The organism is Pontibacter akesuensis, from assembly GCF_001611675.1.
Lineage (GTDB): Bacteria > Bacteroidota > Bacteroidia > Cytophagales > Hymenobacteraceae > Pontibacter > Pontibacter akesuensis.
Genome location: NZ_CP014766.1, coordinates 3,754,156 through 3,771,532, shown reverse-complemented (window position 1 = coordinate 3,771,532; position 17,377 = coordinate 3,754,156). Strand labels below are relative to the sequence as shown.

Sequence of the window (17,377 nt, the reverse complement as noted above, 5' to 3'; positions counted from 1 at the left end):
TGGCTTTGGCTGCTGAATGGTATTTAACATAAAAAATGTCATCTCTAACACGGTGAAAGATCTCTCACTGCATTCGAGATGACATGGCTTTGGCAACGATTAACAGACTACACCGCCACTGCAGCCGCCTTTACTTCTATTTCCTGCAACAGCTCCTGCAGTTCGTTTTCTGTTGTCAGGGGGTTCATCAGCGACACGCGCAAGTATAAATCGCCGTTCAGGATGGTCTGCACAATGTAAAAGCGCCCTTCCTCCATTAGCTGCCTCCTGATCTGCTGGTTTAGCTTGCTTAAGTCTCCCTCCCCTTTAAAGCGGAAGCAGACGATGTTGCACTCCGGCTCGTAGGCCAACTCAAAGTTGTCGTTTGCTTTGATGAGCGCGGCAAAGTCGGCACCCATACCGTATAGCCGCTCAATGTTTTCGGCAAACACATCATCGCCGTAAGCTCTAAACATGGTGTACACGCTTAGGGCAGACATGGCTTTGGTGCACTCAAAGGTGCGCTTGCCGCCGTTGTACCACTCCTCGGTGTCCTGCTCTGACCAAAGGTACTGCGCTCGCTGCGAAAAAATCTTATAGGCATCGCCGCCGCGCTTGAAGATTACAGCCGTGGAAAGCGAGGGCGTCATCATCATCTTGTGGTAATCCACCACCACCGAGTCGGCCTGCTCGATGCCTTTTACCAGATGCCTGTACTTGGGCGAGAAAGCCGCAGGTGCGCCATGCGCCCCATCCACATGAAACCACAGCCCATACTTCTTGGTAAAGGCGGCAATGGCTTCCAGGTTGTCGTAAGAACCTGTGGAGGTAGTTCCAGCGCAGCCAACTACGGCAATTACCTGCTTTCCGGCTGCCACAGCTTGCTGGTAATACTCCTCCAGCAGGTCGGTGCGCAGCTGAAACTTATCGTTTACCGGCACTTTGATGATACCATCCGTACCAAGGCCCATGATGCGGGCAGCTCGGTCGATGCAGTAATGTGCCTCTTCCGACACCAGCACCGCCAGTTGCTGCTTACCCGTATAGCCCTCGTTCCAGATGTTGGTAGCAGCGGCTCTTGCGGCCAGTAAGCCGGTCAGGTTGCCCAGGGAGCCGCCGGAGGTGATGAAACCGGATGCTTCTCCGCTAAAGCCCAGCTTCTGCGCCAGGTGCTCTGTCAGTATCTTCTCCAGCGTGTTGCCTACCATTCCCATCTCATAGACGCCCATCCCTTGGTTCAGCGTGGCCATGACGGTTGTTGCGAGTATGGATATGGGCAAGGTAGGAGTTGTCTGGTGCCCGAGGTAGCGCTTGCGGTGCACCTGAATCGATTTCTCGAGCACATCCTGGAACAGCTCCAGCGGGTTGTCCAGACTTGGTTTGCTGAAGTCGTGCTGCCAATAGGCCAGCTGCTCTTCCGGCTCCTGCCACGGAATGGCTTTCACCTCCGCGCTGTCACTTTTTGCATCGGCCAGGTAATCGGCCAGCATGTCAATCACCTCATGGCCGCGTTTGCGGAAGTTTTCGGTTGAATAGGCTTTGTCAAGTATAGAATTCATTTTTTGATCAGTTTTAGAACATGCGAAGTAAAGCAAGTATGGGCACAGGAAAAAGTGAGCAGCTAAAAGCCATGCTGCTATTTCGGGCCATACAGCTTAAAGAACTTGTTTTCGGCCTCAACCGTTCCGATAAGTATGATTTCCGCCTGTGCGGGTAACACCATATTGGGCTCCGGGTTAATATGGGTTGTCTCGCCGTTGCGGATGGCGATGATCGTACAGCCCGTTTCCTGCCGGATGGAGGAATCTGCGATCGATCGCCCCGCCAGCTGCGCCGGCACCGGCACCTTGAGCAAGTCCAGCCCCTCGGCTATCATTAGAATATCGCTGCGCTTGAGCAGGTTAAACATCGTATTGGCTCCCATCGAGGCATACGACATCACAAAATCGGCCCCGGCGCGGTGCATGGTGGCCAAATTTCTCTCCAGTGTGGTGCGGGTAATGATCTGAATATCGGGGCGCAGGCGGCGGCAATAGATCGTGAGGTACACGTTCATGTCATCATCATGGGTGGTGATGATAACGCAGGGAGAATCCTCGATGCCGGCCTGCTTGAGCACCTCCAGCTCTGCCGCGTCGCCCAATATGTAACTTTTGTCGTTTTTTACCCGCGCAATGTCCTTCTCCACAATGCGGTACTCCATGTTGCGCGCAGCCAACGCACGGCCGGTAGAACGGCCCACGCGCCCACCGCCAATGATCACCACCGGAGAAGTGAAGTTTGACTCTACCTGAAACATCTGGTTGTACTTCTCTATCTGTGCGTCGGAGCCTGCCAGCACCAATACAGTAGTAGTGGTAATCTTGGTATTGGGCTGGGCTGCCCGGAACTTACCGCGCTCCCAGATGCCTACCACACTTACCCCCACCAACTCGCGCAGCTTTGTTTCGCGCAGCGTAAGCCCCACCAGGTTCGAGCCGGCTACCGACGCCTCTGCAATCTGCAGCTCCCCGAATTTGCCGATGGGATGCGCCCGGGCGTCTCCTCCGCTGGCCCTACGTGCCAGGAACAAACCCATTATCTCACCCAGGCGCAGCACATGGTTACTGCCGGCCAGCTTCATAATATCCTCCGAGGCCTCAAAGCTGCAGGTAGAAATAATGGGCACCTCGCTGGATAGCCCCCGCACCGTAAACGCCACGTTGGTGTTTTTTACATCTGAGGAGGTGGTGGCCACCAAGGCTGCGCTCTGTACCCGCACTTTGTTGTATGTCTCCGGATCGTCCTGGTCGCCCAGCATCACGCGCACGCCTAACTCATGCAGGCGCAGCCCTTCTGCCAGATCAGGCACCAGCACCACGTAGTCGTACTGGTAGCGGTTCAGTTTTTTGATGAGCGCCTCGCTCACGGCACCATAGCTTGTCAGCACCACATGCCCCCTGGTAGTGTCTGGTAACTCACGGGGCACCTGTGCGTGCTCCTGGGCTTTCATCCAGGGGGAGTAGAAAAAGTTGATGAACGTAAACGGAAAAAGGATCAGCAGAAACACCATGCCCGAGAGCAGCACCACAATCGAGAAGAAACGGCCCGCGTCACTATGAAAGGTGATGTCGCCAAAGCCCAGGGTCGACATAACGGTGAGGGTCCAGTAAAACCCTGTAATCCAGGAGTAGGTCTCCCCTTCCCGAATCATGAGCAGGTGAAAAATAACGGTGAATGCCACCACCAGCACTAGTAACACCAGCAGAAATTTACCCAAGAGCTTCAGATTACGCCGCTCTGGCTTGTTCTTCAGAAAGACGAGGAGTTGTGTTGGAAGGAACTTCATAGATTAAAGATACGGAAGATGTGGCTTTGGAGTAGCCCTGAATTTTCAATGCACAGCAACTGTCTTAATTGTAGCAGATTAGCGTTTGCCCTGTCTCATCCTTTTGCCTCCTTTCTTATGCACAAGCATAGGCCTGTGCACTTAAAGCAAACCCATCGCGTGCTGTCTACGTTTCCAAAAGCCAGTACAGGCAGCTGAAACAGTTCATCGCGCCGCTTCAGAGCCTACTTTTTGCACCTAACTACCATGCACCCACAACCCTCTACAATAACTAGACATGGGAACTGCAAAAATTAAGTATACTTCTAAAAAAGCATACATGCAGCTAATTAACAGTATTGCTTTTTACCCCTTCCTGATCGCTTTCAGCTTACTGGCTCTTGCCTGGTTAACAGCATACCTTGATAACATAAAAGTAGGCGGAGCATTGCTTAGCAAGGCTTCATTCCTTTCAATAGACAATGCCAACACGGCCCGGAGCCTGCTTTCGTCATTGCTGTCGGGTTTGATCAGCCTCGTTACGTTTACCTTTGCAATGGTAATGATCGTCCTGACGCAGGTAACTTCCAGCTTCTCACCCAGATTGCTACCAAACTTGCTTAGCAAGCGGGGCAGTCAGGTGGTATTAGGCACCATTGTAGGCACTATCTGTTTTACCATGGTGGTGCTGAGCAATGTGCAAACGATGTCCGGTGGACCCGAAGTGCCGCGCCTTTCAATGATGATCAACTTGTTCCTGGGCTTCGCCTGCGTCTTGTCTTTCATTTACTTCATTCACAAAATATCAAATGAAATTCAGATAGGAAACATCCTTAACAGCCAGTACCGCGCCACCCGTGATTCCCTGGACAGGGAACTGAACAGCGGCAACTACCATGAAGATTGGGAGGAACAGGAAGGCCAGTACCTGGTGAAGGCATGGGACTCAGGGTATTTTGATACCATCACAGAACCCCAGTTCAAAAACGGCTCCTCTAAATTAGGGCTAACTACCACGCTGCTTAAGAACCAGGGCATGTACCTGCTAAAGGGAGAGCCTTTTCTTAAAATGAACAAGCCCATGAACAAAGAGATCCAGGAACTGGTGGAGGAAAATATTTTATTCAGGCACCAGGAGATGGTAGAGGAGAACTTTGTCTATGGGTTTAAGCTGCTGACCGAAGTGGCTGTGAAAGCCCTTAGTCCCGGCATTAACGACCCCGGAACGGCCATGCAGGCCATTGATTACCTCCTCGACCTGCTTTGCAGGCTACAGGCGCTGCGGGGGCGGAAAGTTATAAAGAAAGATGGTGTAGCCCGCTTAGTTTATCAACCTGTGCCTTTCGAAACAATATTTCGCATCTGCACAGCCAGCATCCGCGCCTACTCCTCTACCGATGTGGCCGTTCAGGCACGGCTCATAGACCTGATCAGCAAAGTAAGTGCGCGGGATGAGCGAAAGAAGCATACGGCTCTCTTTGCCAAAGAACTCAAATCCATTGAGGAGGCATCAAGTAAGGAAATGAAAAGCCAGGAGGATATTGATTTTATTAAAGCGTTGGTTCAGAATGCCCGGCAAGAGTATAAGCTTTAGCATGCGCGTTTCGGTGCAGAAGCGAACATGAACGATTGTGCAGCCTTCAGAAAACCTATGGCCATACTTATAAGCGAAAAAGCTGTACTCCTTTAAAACGAGTACAGCTTTTTCGTTTACTTGATTTTTTCGGCTTGTGCCGGTTTATACTTGCTACGCCTAAAATCCGGCGGCAGCGTCATCCCCTCTTGGGTCAGCACCCGCCTCTAGTTTTCCGTTGGGCAGCACCAGTATGGCGTCCACCCTACCAAAGGGGCCCCGCTGTTTCAGCTCATAGCCTTTGCGCTTCAATTCCGCCTCCACTGTAGGCAGTAGCGCCGCCGCCTCGTGCTGTATCTCATCCGGCAGCCACTGGTGGTGGAAGCGTGGCGCGGCAACAGCCTGCTGCATCGTCATGTCGTGCTCCAGCACGTTTAGGATGGTCTGGAAAACAGAGGTGATGATGGTGGAGCCGCCGGGTGTGCCGACTACCATGTATAGCTTTCCGTCCTTTTCAAGTATGGTCGGGGTCATGGAGCTCAGCATGCGCTTGCGCGGCTGTATGGCGTTCGCTTTGCCGCCCACAAGCCCAAACATATTTGGTACACCCGGCTTTGCGCTGAAGTCGTCCATTTCGTTGTTCAGCAGAAACCCGGCACCTTCCACTACTACTTTAGAGCCGTAGCCGCCATTTAACGTGGTGGTGATAGAAACCGCGTTACCCGCCGGGTCCACAATACTGAAGTGGGTGGTTTGGTCTGACTCGTATACCGGGAGCTGCCCTGCTTTAATATTGGCCGAAGGCGTTGCCAGCGACATGTTCACCGAGCGCATACGCTCCTTCAGATAGGCCTCATCCAGCAGCTGCTCTACCGGAACGTTCACAAAATCCGGATCTCCCAAGTAGGTGGCGCGGTCGGCGTACACCCGGCGCTCCGCTTCGGTCATTACCTGCACGGCCTCTACACTTTGCCAGCCGTAGGTGCGCAAATCGAAAGGCTCCACCATCTCCAGCAGTTGCAGCAAGGCCACCCCCCCGCTGGAGGGTGGCGCCATCGAAATAACTTTGTAGCCTTTGTAGTCGCCGGTAACGGGAGCACGCCATACGGCCTCGTAATCTTGCAGGTCCTGGTGGGTAATGATGCCACCGCCGCGCTGCATTTCCTTCACAAAAAGGTCAGCTGTCTCGCCGGCGTAAAACCCTTCACGTCCCTTGTCGCGGATGCGCTCCAGGGTGCGGGCCAGGTCTGGGTGGCGCAGCGTGTCGCCTGATTGCCATACTTTATCGCGCACCAGGTAAGGCACATGCTTGTTGTTGCTGATGAACATCTGCTTTGTATAGTTCAGTCCCTCAGCTTCTTTACTGGTGAGCACGACACCGTTCCGTGCCAGATCTATGGCCGGCTGCACCAGCTCCGCCCAAGGTAGCGAGCCTAGCTTTTCGTGTATCTTCACCATGCCGTCTATGGCGCCCGGAACACCCACAGCCAGGTGGCCATCGGTACTTAGCCCTTGTACCACATTTCCGGCACTGTCCTGGTACATGGTTTCAGAGGCGGCACCCGGGGCTGTCTCACGGTAATCCAACGCGCCTGTTTCGCCGTCGGCGCCGCGGTACACCATAAAGCCACCACCGCCAATGTTGCCTGCCACCGGAAACGCCACAGCAAGCGCTAACTGAGTAGCCACTGCCGCATCGTAGGCATTGCCGCCCTTTTTCATAATTTCCATACCGATGCGAGAGGCTTCCGGGTGCGCCGAAACCACCATCGCTCTTTCGGCGGTATAGCCACGGGAAACGGCATCAGCCTCTGGCTTAGGGCTAGTGGCACAGCTGCTTAACAACGATGGCAGCAAGGCGATAAGCAGCAGCCATACGTTGAGTGGGGCTGCTTTAGGATATTTGAGGAGCATAGATTTCAGGATTGATGTAAGGGAACAAGTTAAAAAAGAAACACCAGCTACGAAAGCGTAGCTGGTGCAAAAGTATGATGCTCTTGAAGTATAACTCAAAGCGGCTTCGCTCCAGGTATACCGTCAGTTTTAAGGCAGCGGAAACCGGTAGTGGAGCATGTCAGCCTGTCGGTGAACGCAGAAGTATAGCTTTGGCGTCGCTCGTCACAAACTGGCAGCATACTCAAAGATAGGGCTCGAGCGGAGGCTTGCGCCTCCCACACTTATAAGGACCTGCATCTAACACTTAGCATCGTGTGTCTCTAAAACGGCTGCTTGTAGAGTATAGATTTAGAGCACATTTCCAAAGCGCACTCCTGCAGCAGCAGCTGGTCCGTGGATTTCTGCGCCACCACCGGAAAGGTAATTTCGAGTATGGCCGGAATGCCCAGCGCCAGGCCCAGTTGCTCGGCCACGGCAAAGGCGCTCATGGAGTTGAGGTTGGAAATATACAGCTGTTGCAGGTCCTGCCACGGCCCTACGGCACCACCACCCAAAGCAATGATATCCGCCCAAAGCTCTCTTCCTTTTCCCAGCATTTCTCCGGCCAAGGTACGGACCGAGGAGGGCTCCCGTTCAATTGCCCGAAACAATTCCTCGGCCTTTTCTTCGTGGTGCCGGGCAAACTCCAGCATGGTGTACAGGTAGTCCTTGATGTGCGGCTCCTCGATTTTCTCCACCGTGTCCTCCAGGAGTTGCCGGAACGAAGCCTGCGTAAGTTGCACATTCTTAAACCAGGCGGCCGCCCTATTGTACTGCTCCTCCCGGCACTCCTGGTCCAGTTCTATAAGTATGGCTTGCTTATCCATTGTTCTCCTCCTTTCTGCTGATTTTCCAAAGTACACCTGTGTGGGCGAAGGCAAACATACTGCCCTGCGTAATCTTGCATACCCCGAAGTCCAGCACGTACAGGCTCTTGCCATCAGGGCTAAACTTGCACGATACGGGCCGCTCGATACCACCCGTGTTGTAGGTGGAGGCTGGCCCCATTTTGCGGTTGTGCATAAATGGCGTTCCGGTGCCTTGCTTCACATCTACCCGAATCACCCTGAACCCATGGTCCAGGTCTTCCGGCCGTGGCGAGTTTAGCGGAGCCAGGGTGCCCCATTCGCTCACAAACAATTCTCCCCGGTGGCCGAAGAAGTCTGACTTAGAGAAATCCATCCGGCACATGCAGGAGTGCGGCTGCTCCAGGAAAGCGGCTGGCCCGGCCCAGGGCGGCGGGTCCTGTATGAGCAGTTCAGCGGCTTTGCCTTTTAGCGGCAGGTGCGATTCGTGGTTTACGGGCAAGCCATCGCCGCAGATATCCGGAAAGCCATACCAATCCGGGGTACTTACTGTGCCGTAGGGCTTGCTGGCATTTTTGATGTGCCAAATGCGGTCCGGATCGTTGGCGACAGCGCGTTCTCCTTTTTCCTCAAAGTCGTTATCCGACACGTACAGTTCCCCCTGCTCGTTCAGCGCCATGCCAAACGGGTTGCGGATGCCCCAGGCCAATAGCTCCAGATCGGTTCCGTCCGGTTTGGAACGCCACACAGCCGAGTTGCAGAACACATCCCCTTTTACCACCTCTCCCTTCTCTGCAGGTGTACCGAACGGTTTGAAGGCACCTGTCTGGGTGAGGTAAGGGTACGGCATGCGCGGATCGCGGCTCCAGACGTTGTTGCCGGTCAAAGTCACATCCTGCCCCGGTACATCGTGCGCCAGCGGGTGCTTGGCCATATCCACCGTGAAACCGGCAGGCAATATCACCCCCTGCTGTGACACAGATCCGTTGCCGAAGTACATCAAGCCATCGTCCCCGAAGATAGGTCCGCCGGGTTCGTGCCAGCCGCCACTCGGCAGCTTGTCGATCAGGACTTTAAGCTCACCCGTTTCCAGGTTATACTTACACACCTGCATGTGGTACCCTCCTTTGAGGCACATGTACAGTTCTCCGTCGCGCCAGGCAATGCCCCGTGGCCCGGCCTGCACTTTCATGGTAATGGCTTCTACCCCGCCGTCTGGTTTTATCATCAGCACGCGCGCCGGCATGTAGGGGCGGGTAGGCCAGGAACTGCCGCCTTCACTCACGAAAACAGTTCCATCGTCTGCAAAGGCAATATCTGTGGGGAAAGACAGGCCTGCCATGGCCACCTCTACCTGATAGCCCTCGGGCACTACCACGTCTGCCGGGTCCACTACCGGACGGGCGGGCACTGTCATGTTTCTCAATGCGCCTACAGGAGCTCTGGTTGCCCTGATGGGTGCTTTCCCGATGGAAAAGCCGCTGTTGGATGGGTTCACTTCTTTCTTTTCTGCCATAGTTTGTTTTAGTGTATAGCTGATGCGGCAGACGCTCCTTTGTGCAGGAGGTCCGATGAAACAATATGTTCAAGCAAAGCAGACCAGGGCCGTTCGATTTTCCGGTGTGGGTGCCTGGTACCGAAGGAGAACCGATCTGCTGGCAAGCCTGGCGTCAGTTGAGGTGCTGATAACGGGACGGCTCACGTATGCGTTTGTCTACGCTTTGCCACGCTATAAGGGAGGAAGTATAAATGCAGTTTTTTCAAATTTAATTAGCGAAGGCCAGCTTTCGGTAAGGCAACACAGGCCTATGTGGTATCAATGAATACCGCTCTCCTGGGAAAAGGCACAGCGGCGACTTTGTTTTTATACTTGCAGCGAAGTTTATCCGGTCCCTTCTACCCTGTTAAAACGCATGGAGGAGCACCTGCAGGAAACTGTGCACCAAGTATAAGCAATGTGTTGTGCAGGTGTACAGCGGTACATCCCAGAGATGAAGTTTAAGCGCTGCTGGCTACAGCCAGCAGCAAGCCCTATTTTTGCTGAATGCTTGTGCCTACTATATTCAGCTTTTAAATATAATCCTACAAAATCATTAAAAGTGAGTATTGCGCACGGGGGCTGGTGCCGATATCTTCGTAGATGTAAACCATCAAAAGTGAATTGTCCTACAACTGCTCACATGCCCGAAAACCATGAACAAGCACGTAATACAACTCAGCAAGCAAGAGTGCAAGATTATCGCTTTTATAGCGGAAGGGTACACCAACGGCCAGATAAGCCAGAAGTTAAGCTGCAGTGAGCCAGTAGTGGAGAAAAGGCTGCAGCAAATGCTCCAAAAACTTAACATGGGCCACCTGTATCAACTTGTTTCGTGGGCATACCTGGAAGGCGTTCTGGTGTAAGACTGCTTTGAACCGGCTACACCAGGTTAGAGCGGTATGTCGTTTATAGTCAGATAAGATCGAAGGCGCGGGCATATTGCGCCAGATCGAAAGAAGAGTTGGCCTGTAACTTATGCTTTAGGTTGCGGCGGTGCGTTTCAACTGTCGTAATGGATATAAACAGTATGTCAGCTGTTTCAGAAGCGCTTTTCCCCAGGGCCCATTGCCGCAGCACTTCCTGCTCTCTTTTCGACAACAGCCTGAAACGGTGCAGGTTGTTCCGCAGAAAATTATTCTCTTCCAGCAACCGCGGCACCTTGGCCGTAACATGATGAAGCGGATCTATCGGGAAGGCCATGGTGATGGTTAGCAGCGGAAGCCCGGCATCATCCCGCATCAGAATTTTGATGGTGCTCACATACCACGTCCAGCCAGGATTTTCAATTGTCCGCACCTGCTGAAAAAAAGTCACCAATTCCTCGTCGCTGTTTCGCTTCACCAAACCCATGATTTTGGGAATATAATCCTTCGCATCGTCCGGGTTAAAGAACTTTGTGTAGTACTCGGTTCCAAGCCGCTTCACCTCCTCCAGTGTCACGCCCAAATACTCCACTCCCCTCCGCGACATGTACTCCACCACCATTCCGTTTTGGTGGTTGTGGATGATGACGACTCCCGGCAAATTGTCGGCTACGGCAGCAATCTCAGCGATTTTAAGCTGAATCCGGTGCTCTAGGCTAGGGCCTGTGGGAATTGGAGGTTTCGTCATAAACAACGCATGGCCTTGATGATCACCTCAATATAACAAATGAATCAACACCACACTACAGCATGCGCTATTAGATGGCAGAAAGGAATTCGGGCCAGGATGCGGCACCGAAGCCGGTGCTATAGGTGTGCATACGCATGAACTTGCGCGGAGAAAGGCGTAAAAAAAGGAGTAGCGTGCGGTGCGGAGGCTGGAGGAACAGAAAGCAACCCGTTGGCCAGGTTCAGGCTGACCAGATCGCCGGAGCCGGAGTTATCGATAGCATCTGTACGAATCTTTTGCGCTGTGCCATCCCAACTGGCGTGCACCAGGCGGTGGTACCAGAAGTCCTGCAGCCCGGTCATAGCGCCGATGTCTTTAACGGGAATAGCTGGAAGCGGTGAATTAATAGAATGACCGAGCCAGGCCCTGAAGTAGAGCAAATAGCATACATACGTAGAAATGGGATTTCCAGGGAAAGCAAAAACACACTTGTCTTCTTTGACTCCAAACCAAAACGGCTTGCCCGGCCGCTGCTTTATACCATGAAACACCTTCTCTACCCCCAGCTTTTGCAAACATTCCGGTATTAAATCATACTTGCCCTTGGACACGCCGCCTGAAAGCAGCAGCACGTCATACTGCGCCAATAACCTGCCCAGCGTTTCTACAATCTCCTCTTCCTTGTCCTGGGTATGGTAGAGGTCTCCGTTGATGCCATCTTCCTTCAAAAGGCTTTTCAGCGCGTACACATTCGATTTGCGGATCTGATGCGGCTCCGGCATTTCCTGCACCTCCACCAGTTCATCACCCGTGGAAATTATGGCTACTTTCGGCAGCCCAGCTACAGGCACTTTATACTTGCCAACTGAGGCCAGGGTATTTACATGCTTCGGAAGAAGCTTTACCGGGGCCTGCAGCAGTACATCTCCCTGCCTGGCATCCTGGCCCTGAAAGTGAACGTTCTGGCGCTCCTTCACCTTCTCAGTTTGAAGTATGGCTACTCCATTTTCGAGCTGCACCTGCTCGTACATCACCACTGTATCGGCACCTGCGGGTACCACTGCACCCGTCATTATTTCGAAGCAAGCCATCGGGTCATGCAGCTGCTTTTGCGAATCGCCGGCTGCCTGTATGCCCTCAATTTTATACTTGGTTATACCTTGCTGAATTGCGTGGAAATTGATGGCGATACCGTCTTTAGTGGCTCTGTCGAAGGGCGGGAAATCACGATCGGCGGTGACGTTTTGCATCAGAACCCGACCGACTGCATCTTCCAGCAGTACCTCTTCCAGGCCAAAATCCACCCGGTTCTGCTGCATTTGCGCAAAGGCTTCTTCTACTGTAATCATCGCTTATATTTTTATGCCGACACTGTACATCAATACCAGCCGCACCCCCACGTACAGCACCAGTACGGCCGTCAGGGATTTGATCAACTGCGGTTTCAGCATGCCCAGCGACAACCGAATACCCAACTGCCCGCCGGCAAAAACTGCGAACAGCAACAGCAGCTGGAGCGAAAAATCCGTTCCCAGCGACCCGCTTGCAACCAAACCGCCTAGCCCAGAGAGAGAATTAGCAAGTATAAAGAAGCTGGCCAGGGCAGCAATTTTCCGGGGTTCATCCCAGCGCATCAGGTTCAGCACCGGCGACAGGAAAACGCCTCCACCAATGCCTACCACCCCCGAAAGCAGGCCCACACCACCGCCCAACGCCACGGTACTGCCAGCGGGATAACTTTTTGTATTTGTATGCAGAGACTGCAGCGTTTTAACCAGCAACAGAACAGCAGACGCAATCAGTGTAAATCCCAGTAGTATAAAAAACACCTGCTGTGACAACTGGAACTGCGCCCCAATAAATGCCGCCGGAATGCTTACGGCTACAAACGGCAGAAACCGCTTCCAATCCATCAGCCCATTTTTGTAGTACAGGAGCACGCTTCCCAGCACTACCGCTATGTTGCATGCCAAAGCGGTGGTGCGGATAAATTCAAAATTGGTGTAGAAAATGCTCAGCAAGGCCAGGTAGCTGGAGCCGCCGCCAAAGCCGATGCCGGAATACAGCATGGCGATAAAAAAGAATAGCACGATGAGTAGAAGCGCCAGTGTAGTCGGGTCCATTCTAGTTGCTTTAGGTGCGGTGGTGCAGACGCTTATACTTATAAGAGGGCTTTCTTCGCCTGCTCGTAATCTTCCGGGTAGTTGGCGTTTAACAGCTCCTGCCCCTTTGCCACCGAAAGCTGCTTTATATCCTGACTTAACAGGAATTTCCGCGGACACCTGCTGCCATCAGCTGCATACTCCATTGCCTGGGCTAAGGCCGCCGGTTCCCAAATCGCAATCAGCGGTTCCAGAAATCCGCTTCCTTCGTTGTAGTATACTGTCGCCGCTTTACCTGCATCACGCTCCTGAATTAGCTTTTCAACCGTTTTTTCTGTCAGGAAAGGCAGGTCGCAGGCAAGCATGAACCAGGCAGTCGTTGGGTGTGCTTTATGGGCGGCAAGTATACTCCGGAACGGTCCCTCGTACTGCGTATCGTCCCAGATTACCGGCTGCTCCCCTGCCTCGTTCTGTTGCTCTTTTCGCAGGCCCAGGAAAGTTTTGGTGCAAAGCCTGTCCAGCAATTGGAAAAGGTAGTCGCGGTGCGGCATGCCCCGGTAGTTGAGCAGGCCCTTGTCGGTGCCCATGCGCGTGCTTTTGCCGCCAGCCAGTACCAGCCCGAACAGTTCTGCCTTATCCGCCATAGTCGCTTTTGCCTCCTTTTTTAAAGTTCAGCTTCAGGTCTGTGATTTCCAGGTCGTGCGAGAACGCTTTGCACATGTCGTAAATACAGAGTGCAGCCACAGACGCACCCGTGAGCGCTTCCATTTCCACACCGGTTTTGCCCTCACATTTCACCGTGCATTCTATTTTAATTTTGTTTTCTTCCGGCGTGATGTCCAGATCCGTTCCGGAAATCTGCAGCGGATGGCACAGCGGCAGAATATCAGAGGTTTTCTTCACGGCCATCAGACCAGCCACCACAGAGGTGTTGATGATAGAGCCTTTGTGGGTAAGGAAATCGTTCTCGCGGAGCATTTCGAACACCTGCTCCGGAAAGTGAATGTAGCAGGAAGCCTGCGCTACCCTGCGTGTCACGGCCTTTTCCCCCACATCCACCATGGAGGATACTTTTGAGATGACAATGTTTGTTTTTTCTTCCATATTTATCCTCCAAGGTAGGCCATGGAGTCTTTTACTTGTTTCTGATTTAACGTTTCGGTCTCGAAGCCGTTCGCTGCTTTTTGCTGCAAGGCCTCCTGCAGGTTTAACAGCAGCTGCCCATCCGAAAACCCTAGCCGCAACTGGTCGCGCAGGTTCAGGTCGGCCGCACCATAAAGGCAGGTGCGGAAGTCGCCGTTGGCAGAAAGGCGGATGCGGTTGCAGGTGCCGCAGAACGTGCGGCTAAAGGAAGGGATAATGCCCACTGTTCCTGTATAGCCTTTTATTTTATAGTTAAGCGAGGTAGAACTTGGCGGGTCCGGCAGCTTTTCCAACCCTCCGAAATGCGCTTCCACGTTTGCTTTGATGTGGGTGTAGTCCCACAACAAAGCCTCCTGCCCCTCCGACTGCGCATTGAATGGCATTTCCTCCAGGAAACGCACACTTACCGGATAGGCCTTGGTAAATTCGGCCAGCAGCGGAATGTCTTCTATGTTCTGGTGCTGCATCACCACGCAGTTGATTTTCACGTCAAAGCCTTCCTGCAGGAGCGTGTTCAGGTTCTGCATCACCCGCTTGTACTCGTCGCGGCGCGTGATGGAAAAAAAGCGGTTCTCGTCGAGCGTGTCAAGGCTCACATTTATACTTCGGATGCCCAACGCCTTCAGTTTCGGGATGTGCGGACCGATAAGCGTAGCGTTGGTGGTGATGCTGAGCTCTGGAGCCTTCTCGAGCTGCGTGAGCTGCTCCAGGAAGTGCATCAGGCCTTTGCGCACAAAAGGCTCACCGCCCGTAATCCTGATCTTGTTTACTCCCTGCCCTGTAAGTATGCGACAAACACGCAGCAGCTCCTCAAACGAAAGTTCCTCGTCTTTTTTACAGAACGGGATTCCCTCCTCCGGCATGCAGTAAAAGCAGCGCAGGTTGCACTTATCGGTTACTGAGAGCCTAAGGTAGTTAACTTGCCTGTTGTGTTTGTCTTTCAGCATAAGTCAGGGGTTTTCAGAAACCCATACCTGCTTGTTCTCGAAGAACTCCTTCTTCCAGATCGGCACGGTTTGTTTCAGGGTATCAATCATATGAGTGGTGGCGGCCATGGCTTCTTTACGGTGCGGCGCAGAGGCGCCTATCACCACCACCAGGTCTCCTACTTTCTTTACACCCACAGCATGGATGATCAGCGTTTTCAGCAGGCCATACTTGGCCGTTGCCGCATCTGCAATTTTCTGCATCTCGCTGATAGCCATCGCATCATAGGCCTCGTATTCCAGCTGAAACACCTCGTCTCCGCGGGTTGCGTTACGGACCGTGCCTAAAAACAACGAGGTAGCACCGGCACCGGGGTCCTGCAGGTGCTCGTAGGCCAGGTTCAAATCTATTTTCTCGACAATTCTGATCATGCCGCTCATCCTCCGCTTACGGGTGGTATCACTGCAATTTCATCTTGCTCGTGTACGGTATCCTCGTCCTGAGCAAAATTTACATTCACGGCAATGGCCATACTAGGCAGCTGGTTAAACACAGGGTACTCCCGCAGCAGCCGCTCTTTCAGGTCTTTTACTTTGGTGATGCTTTGGGTGTTGTTCAGGTAAATGGCCGGCTGCCCCACAAGCTCTTTGGCCATCCCGAAAAGGGTTACTTTCATTTCTTATTTCATTATAGCCGTGGCATTCCAACATTAGCGGGTTTGGCGAAGCAAGTGCCGCGCCTGCTCGCAAACACACCTCCGCTTACTCTGAATCCTTTTCTATCAGGATGTGCAGAAACTCTCCTTCATCCAGCGGCATCTGTTCTTCCAAAGTTTTCTGGTCTGCCTGCGCCCACTTCTCGGCCAGTTCAGTCGGCACAAAAACTTTGATGTTGTTGGCGATAAAAGTCGCAGTGACAGTGTCGCCTTCGTCGTCTTTAAGCAACGAGTAGCGAAGCGATTGCACCAGCGATGGCCCCAGTTGAGAGGTACCCACAACCTTGCCCTCGCTCATAAACTTTTCTATTTCGGGCTGCCCCAGGTGCAGCCTGATCGTGTTGTCTTTCAAGGTGATTCTCATGATTTCTAAAATTACTAGGAAAATGCCTGCTAACGTTACTTTTTAGCAGTGGGACGTCTCCCTGGCGAGGCAAGACCTTCTTTTAAGGGATGTTCCTACTACGGATACAAAATCAGCCCGGGTTATGCCTTACCAGACTTTAGCCATTTATCGTTCCGTAAGTAAATTTAAGTATAAAAACCGTAGCCCCTGCTTTACAGGCTATACTTCTGTACGGCCTGATGACGCTATTTAAAGGACTGAACGAGCTGTATGAAAAGGAGCGCTTCCTTTTTGCCGTGTCTTTTAAGGGTTTATGTTTATCTTTCGGGATGGATTTTGTGACGATAGATTTTGAGACGGCTACCCCGCAGCGCGACAGCCCGTGTGAAATTGGACTGACGGTAGTGCGCGGACACCAGATTGTGGAAACGAAGTCGTGGCTGATTAAGCCACAGTATTACCCGCACTTTAACTCCTTTAACGTAGCTGTGCATGGCATTACGCCGGCCGATGTCCGGAACCAGCCGGATTTCCGGGAGCTGTGGCCAAGTATAAAGCCGTACCTGGAGGGGCAGTTCATGATTGCGCACAACGCCAGCTTTGACTTCAGCGTGCTGCGCAAAACACTGGCCACCTACAACATTCCGCTTCCGCAGACACGCTTTGCGTGCAGCCTGAAATTCTCCAAAAGCATTTGGCAGGGATTGCCCAAGTATGATCTGAAGTCGCTGTGCAACATGCACCGTATCGACTTCCTGCACCACCGTGCCGCCTCCGATGCCCATGCCTGTGCCGCCCTTACCCTGAAAGCACTGGCACACACGGGAACTCGTGCAGAGGAGGAATTCACGCTGAAGATGCTGACCAAAATCACGCATCTAAGTTAAGCTGCTGCTATACGAGATGTTTATTAGCCAGAGTACGCCGCATCAACCATCCTTTAATTAAGCACCGTGCAACACACCCGAGACAAAGACGCCATCCTACAGCTGCTCAACAAGGTTCTGCCCAAACTTGCCGAGCGGATCCATGCGAACCTGGAGCCAGTGCTCCCCCTGTTTGATGATTACAAACTGGAGAAAGTAACCGACACCTGGACCAAAGACCCACACGCCGACGACGATACTGAAATCAGCGTCGAAAACGGAAATGTGCAGCAGGTGGGCCTGAAGCTTCGCTTGGAAGGCTTCCAACGGGCAGGCGCCGACGCCTTCGACATCGCCAAGAACCTCATCTTTAAGCTGGAGCTTTACGACTACAGCGTGGGCACGGGCAAAGGTAACGCTTGGCTCGAAAAGCAGTACTACGAGTCCTGGACGGATAGTGAAATGGACGAGGTAGCCGTGAAGTGGAGCGAGGAACTGATCGAAGAAATCACGCAGCGCGTGGCGGGGATTGGGGAATAGTCAGT

General features: G+C 52.9%; 18 protein-coding genes. 4 read left to right on the top strand and 14 right to left on the bottom strand.

The genetic code is table 11. The annotated features are described in order from the left end of the window. Positions 1-107: 107 nt before the first annotated feature. Together A0W33_RS15905 and A0W33_RS15900 are read right to left on the bottom strand one after the other, a co-directional pair. Positions 108-1,538, bottom strand: coding sequence for a pyridoxal phosphate-dependent decarboxylase family protein (locus A0W33_RS15905; protein ID WP_068839089.1), 1,431 nt, complete (start codon positions 1,536-1,538; stop codon positions 108-110). A gap of 77 nt (positions 1,539-1,615) precedes the next feature. Continuing rightward, positions 1,616-3,307, bottom strand: a complete 1,692-nt coding sequence (locus A0W33_RS15900) for a potassium channel family protein (protein WP_068839088.1) — start codon at positions 3,305-3,307, stop codon at positions 1,616-1,618. Positions 3,308-3,584: 277 nt separating this feature from the next. On the opposite strand from A0W33_RS15900, the gene A0W33_RS15895 reads away from it, so the two are divergent. Further along, a complete protein-coding gene (locus A0W33_RS15895) occupies positions 3,585-4,880 on the top strand; it encodes a DUF2254 domain-containing protein (protein ID WP_068839087.1) in 1,296 nt (431 codons plus the stop codon). 159 nt (positions 4,881-5,039) lie between these two features. Here A0W33_RS15895 and ggt read toward each other — a convergent pair whose 3' ends face one another. From ggt to A0W33_RS15880, 3 genes are all read right to left on the bottom strand, one after another. Further along, positions 5,040-6,773: a gamma-glutamyltransferase gene (gene ggt / locus A0W33_RS15890; protein ID WP_068839086.1), complete on the bottom strand. Its 1,734-nt coding sequence runs from the start codon at positions 6,771-6,773 to the stop codon at positions 5,040-5,042. A 302-nt stretch (positions 6,774-7,075) separates the two neighbouring features. Continuing rightward, positions 7,076-7,621, bottom strand: coding sequence for a ferritin family protein (locus A0W33_RS15885; protein ID WP_068839085.1), 546 nt, complete (start codon positions 7,619-7,621; stop codon positions 7,076-7,078). Next, positions 7,614-9,116, bottom strand: coding sequence for a PQQ-dependent sugar dehydrogenase (locus A0W33_RS15880; protein WP_068839084.1), 1,503 nt, complete (start codon positions 9,114-9,116; stop codon positions 7,614-7,616). Before A0W33_RS15880 ends, A0W33_RS15885 begins: the two co-directional genes overlap by 8 nt. A gap of 677 nt (positions 9,117-9,793) precedes the next feature. Here A0W33_RS15880 and A0W33_RS15870 point away from each other — a divergent pair. Next, positions 9,794-10,003 carry a response regulator transcription factor gene (locus A0W33_RS15870; RefSeq protein ID WP_068839082.1) on the top strand — a complete coding sequence of 70 codons (210 nt, stop codon included), beginning with the start codon at positions 9,794-9,796 and terminating at the stop codon, positions 10,001-10,003. 49 nt (positions 10,004-10,052) lie between these two features. Here the strand turns inward: A0W33_RS15870 and A0W33_RS15865 are convergent, their stop codons facing one another. The 9 genes from A0W33_RS15865 to A0W33_RS15825 form a co-directional block, all read right to left on the bottom strand. Then, positions 10,053-10,751, bottom strand: a complete 699-nt coding sequence (locus tag A0W33_RS15865) for a response regulator transcription factor (protein ID WP_068839081.1) — start codon at positions 10,749-10,751, stop codon at positions 10,053-10,055. Between the two features lie 119 nt (positions 10,752-10,870). Next, the gene (locus tag A0W33_RS15860) at positions 10,871-12,082 is read right to left on the bottom strand and encodes a molybdopterin molybdotransferase MoeA (protein ID WP_068839080.1); all 1,212 of its coding nucleotides are present in this window, start codon (positions 12,080-12,082) and stop codon (positions 10,871-10,873) included. A gap of 3 nt (positions 12,083-12,085) precedes the next feature. Continuing rightward, positions 12,086-12,856, bottom strand: a complete 771-nt coding sequence (locus A0W33_RS15855) for a sulfite exporter TauE/SafE family protein (protein WP_068839079.1) — start codon at positions 12,854-12,856, stop codon at positions 12,086-12,088. 38 nt (positions 12,857-12,894) lie between these two features. Beyond that, positions 12,895-13,479: a molybdenum cofactor guanylyltransferase gene (gene mobA, locus A0W33_RS15850; RefSeq protein ID WP_068839078.1), complete on the bottom strand. Its 585-nt coding sequence runs from the start codon at positions 13,477-13,479 to the stop codon at positions 12,895-12,897. Then, positions 13,469-13,939, bottom strand: coding sequence for a cyclic pyranopterin monophosphate synthase MoaC (gene moaC / locus A0W33_RS15845; RefSeq protein WP_068839077.1), 471 nt, complete (start codon positions 13,937-13,939; stop codon positions 13,469-13,471). The genes mobA and moaC overlap by 11 nt, the downstream gene beginning before the upstream one ends. A 2-nt stretch (positions 13,940-13,941) precedes the next feature. After that, positions 13,942-14,925 carry a GTP 3',8-cyclase MoaA gene (gene moaA / locus A0W33_RS15840; protein WP_068839076.1) on the bottom strand — a complete coding sequence of 328 codons (984 nt, stop codon included), beginning with the start codon at positions 14,923-14,925 and terminating at the stop codon, positions 13,942-13,944. 3 nt (positions 14,926-14,928) lie between these two features. Beyond that, positions 14,929-15,336, bottom strand: a complete 408-nt coding sequence (locus A0W33_RS15835; RefSeq protein WP_068840194.1) for a molybdenum cofactor biosynthesis protein MoaE — start codon at positions 15,334-15,336, stop codon at positions 14,929-14,931. A 5-nt stretch (positions 15,337-15,341) separates the two neighbouring features. Then, a complete protein-coding gene (locus A0W33_RS15830) occupies positions 15,342-15,581 on the bottom strand; it encodes a MoaD/ThiS family protein (RefSeq protein ID WP_068839075.1) in 240 nt (79 codons plus the stop codon). Positions 15,582-15,666: 85 nt separating this feature from the next. After that, entirely contained in the window at positions 15,667-15,984 is a 318-nt protein-coding gene (locus tag A0W33_RS15825) for a DUF7009 family protein (protein WP_068839074.1), read from the bottom strand. A 221-nt stretch (positions 15,985-16,205) separates the two neighbouring features. Here A0W33_RS15825 and A0W33_RS15820 point away from each other — a divergent pair, with 221 nt between their 5' ends. Then, positions 16,206-16,853 (top strand): 3'-5' exonuclease, encoded by a 648-nt coding sequence (locus A0W33_RS15820; protein WP_229802322.1) that lies wholly within the window; start codon positions 16,206-16,208, stop codon positions 16,851-16,853. Positions 16,854-16,919: 66 nt separating this feature from the next. Then, positions 16,920-17,372 carry a hypothetical protein gene (locus A0W33_RS15815; RefSeq protein ID WP_068839073.1) on the top strand — a complete coding sequence of 151 codons (453 nt, stop codon included), beginning with the start codon at positions 16,920-16,922 and terminating at the stop codon, positions 17,370-17,372. Positions 17,373-17,377: the final 5 nt, after the last annotated feature.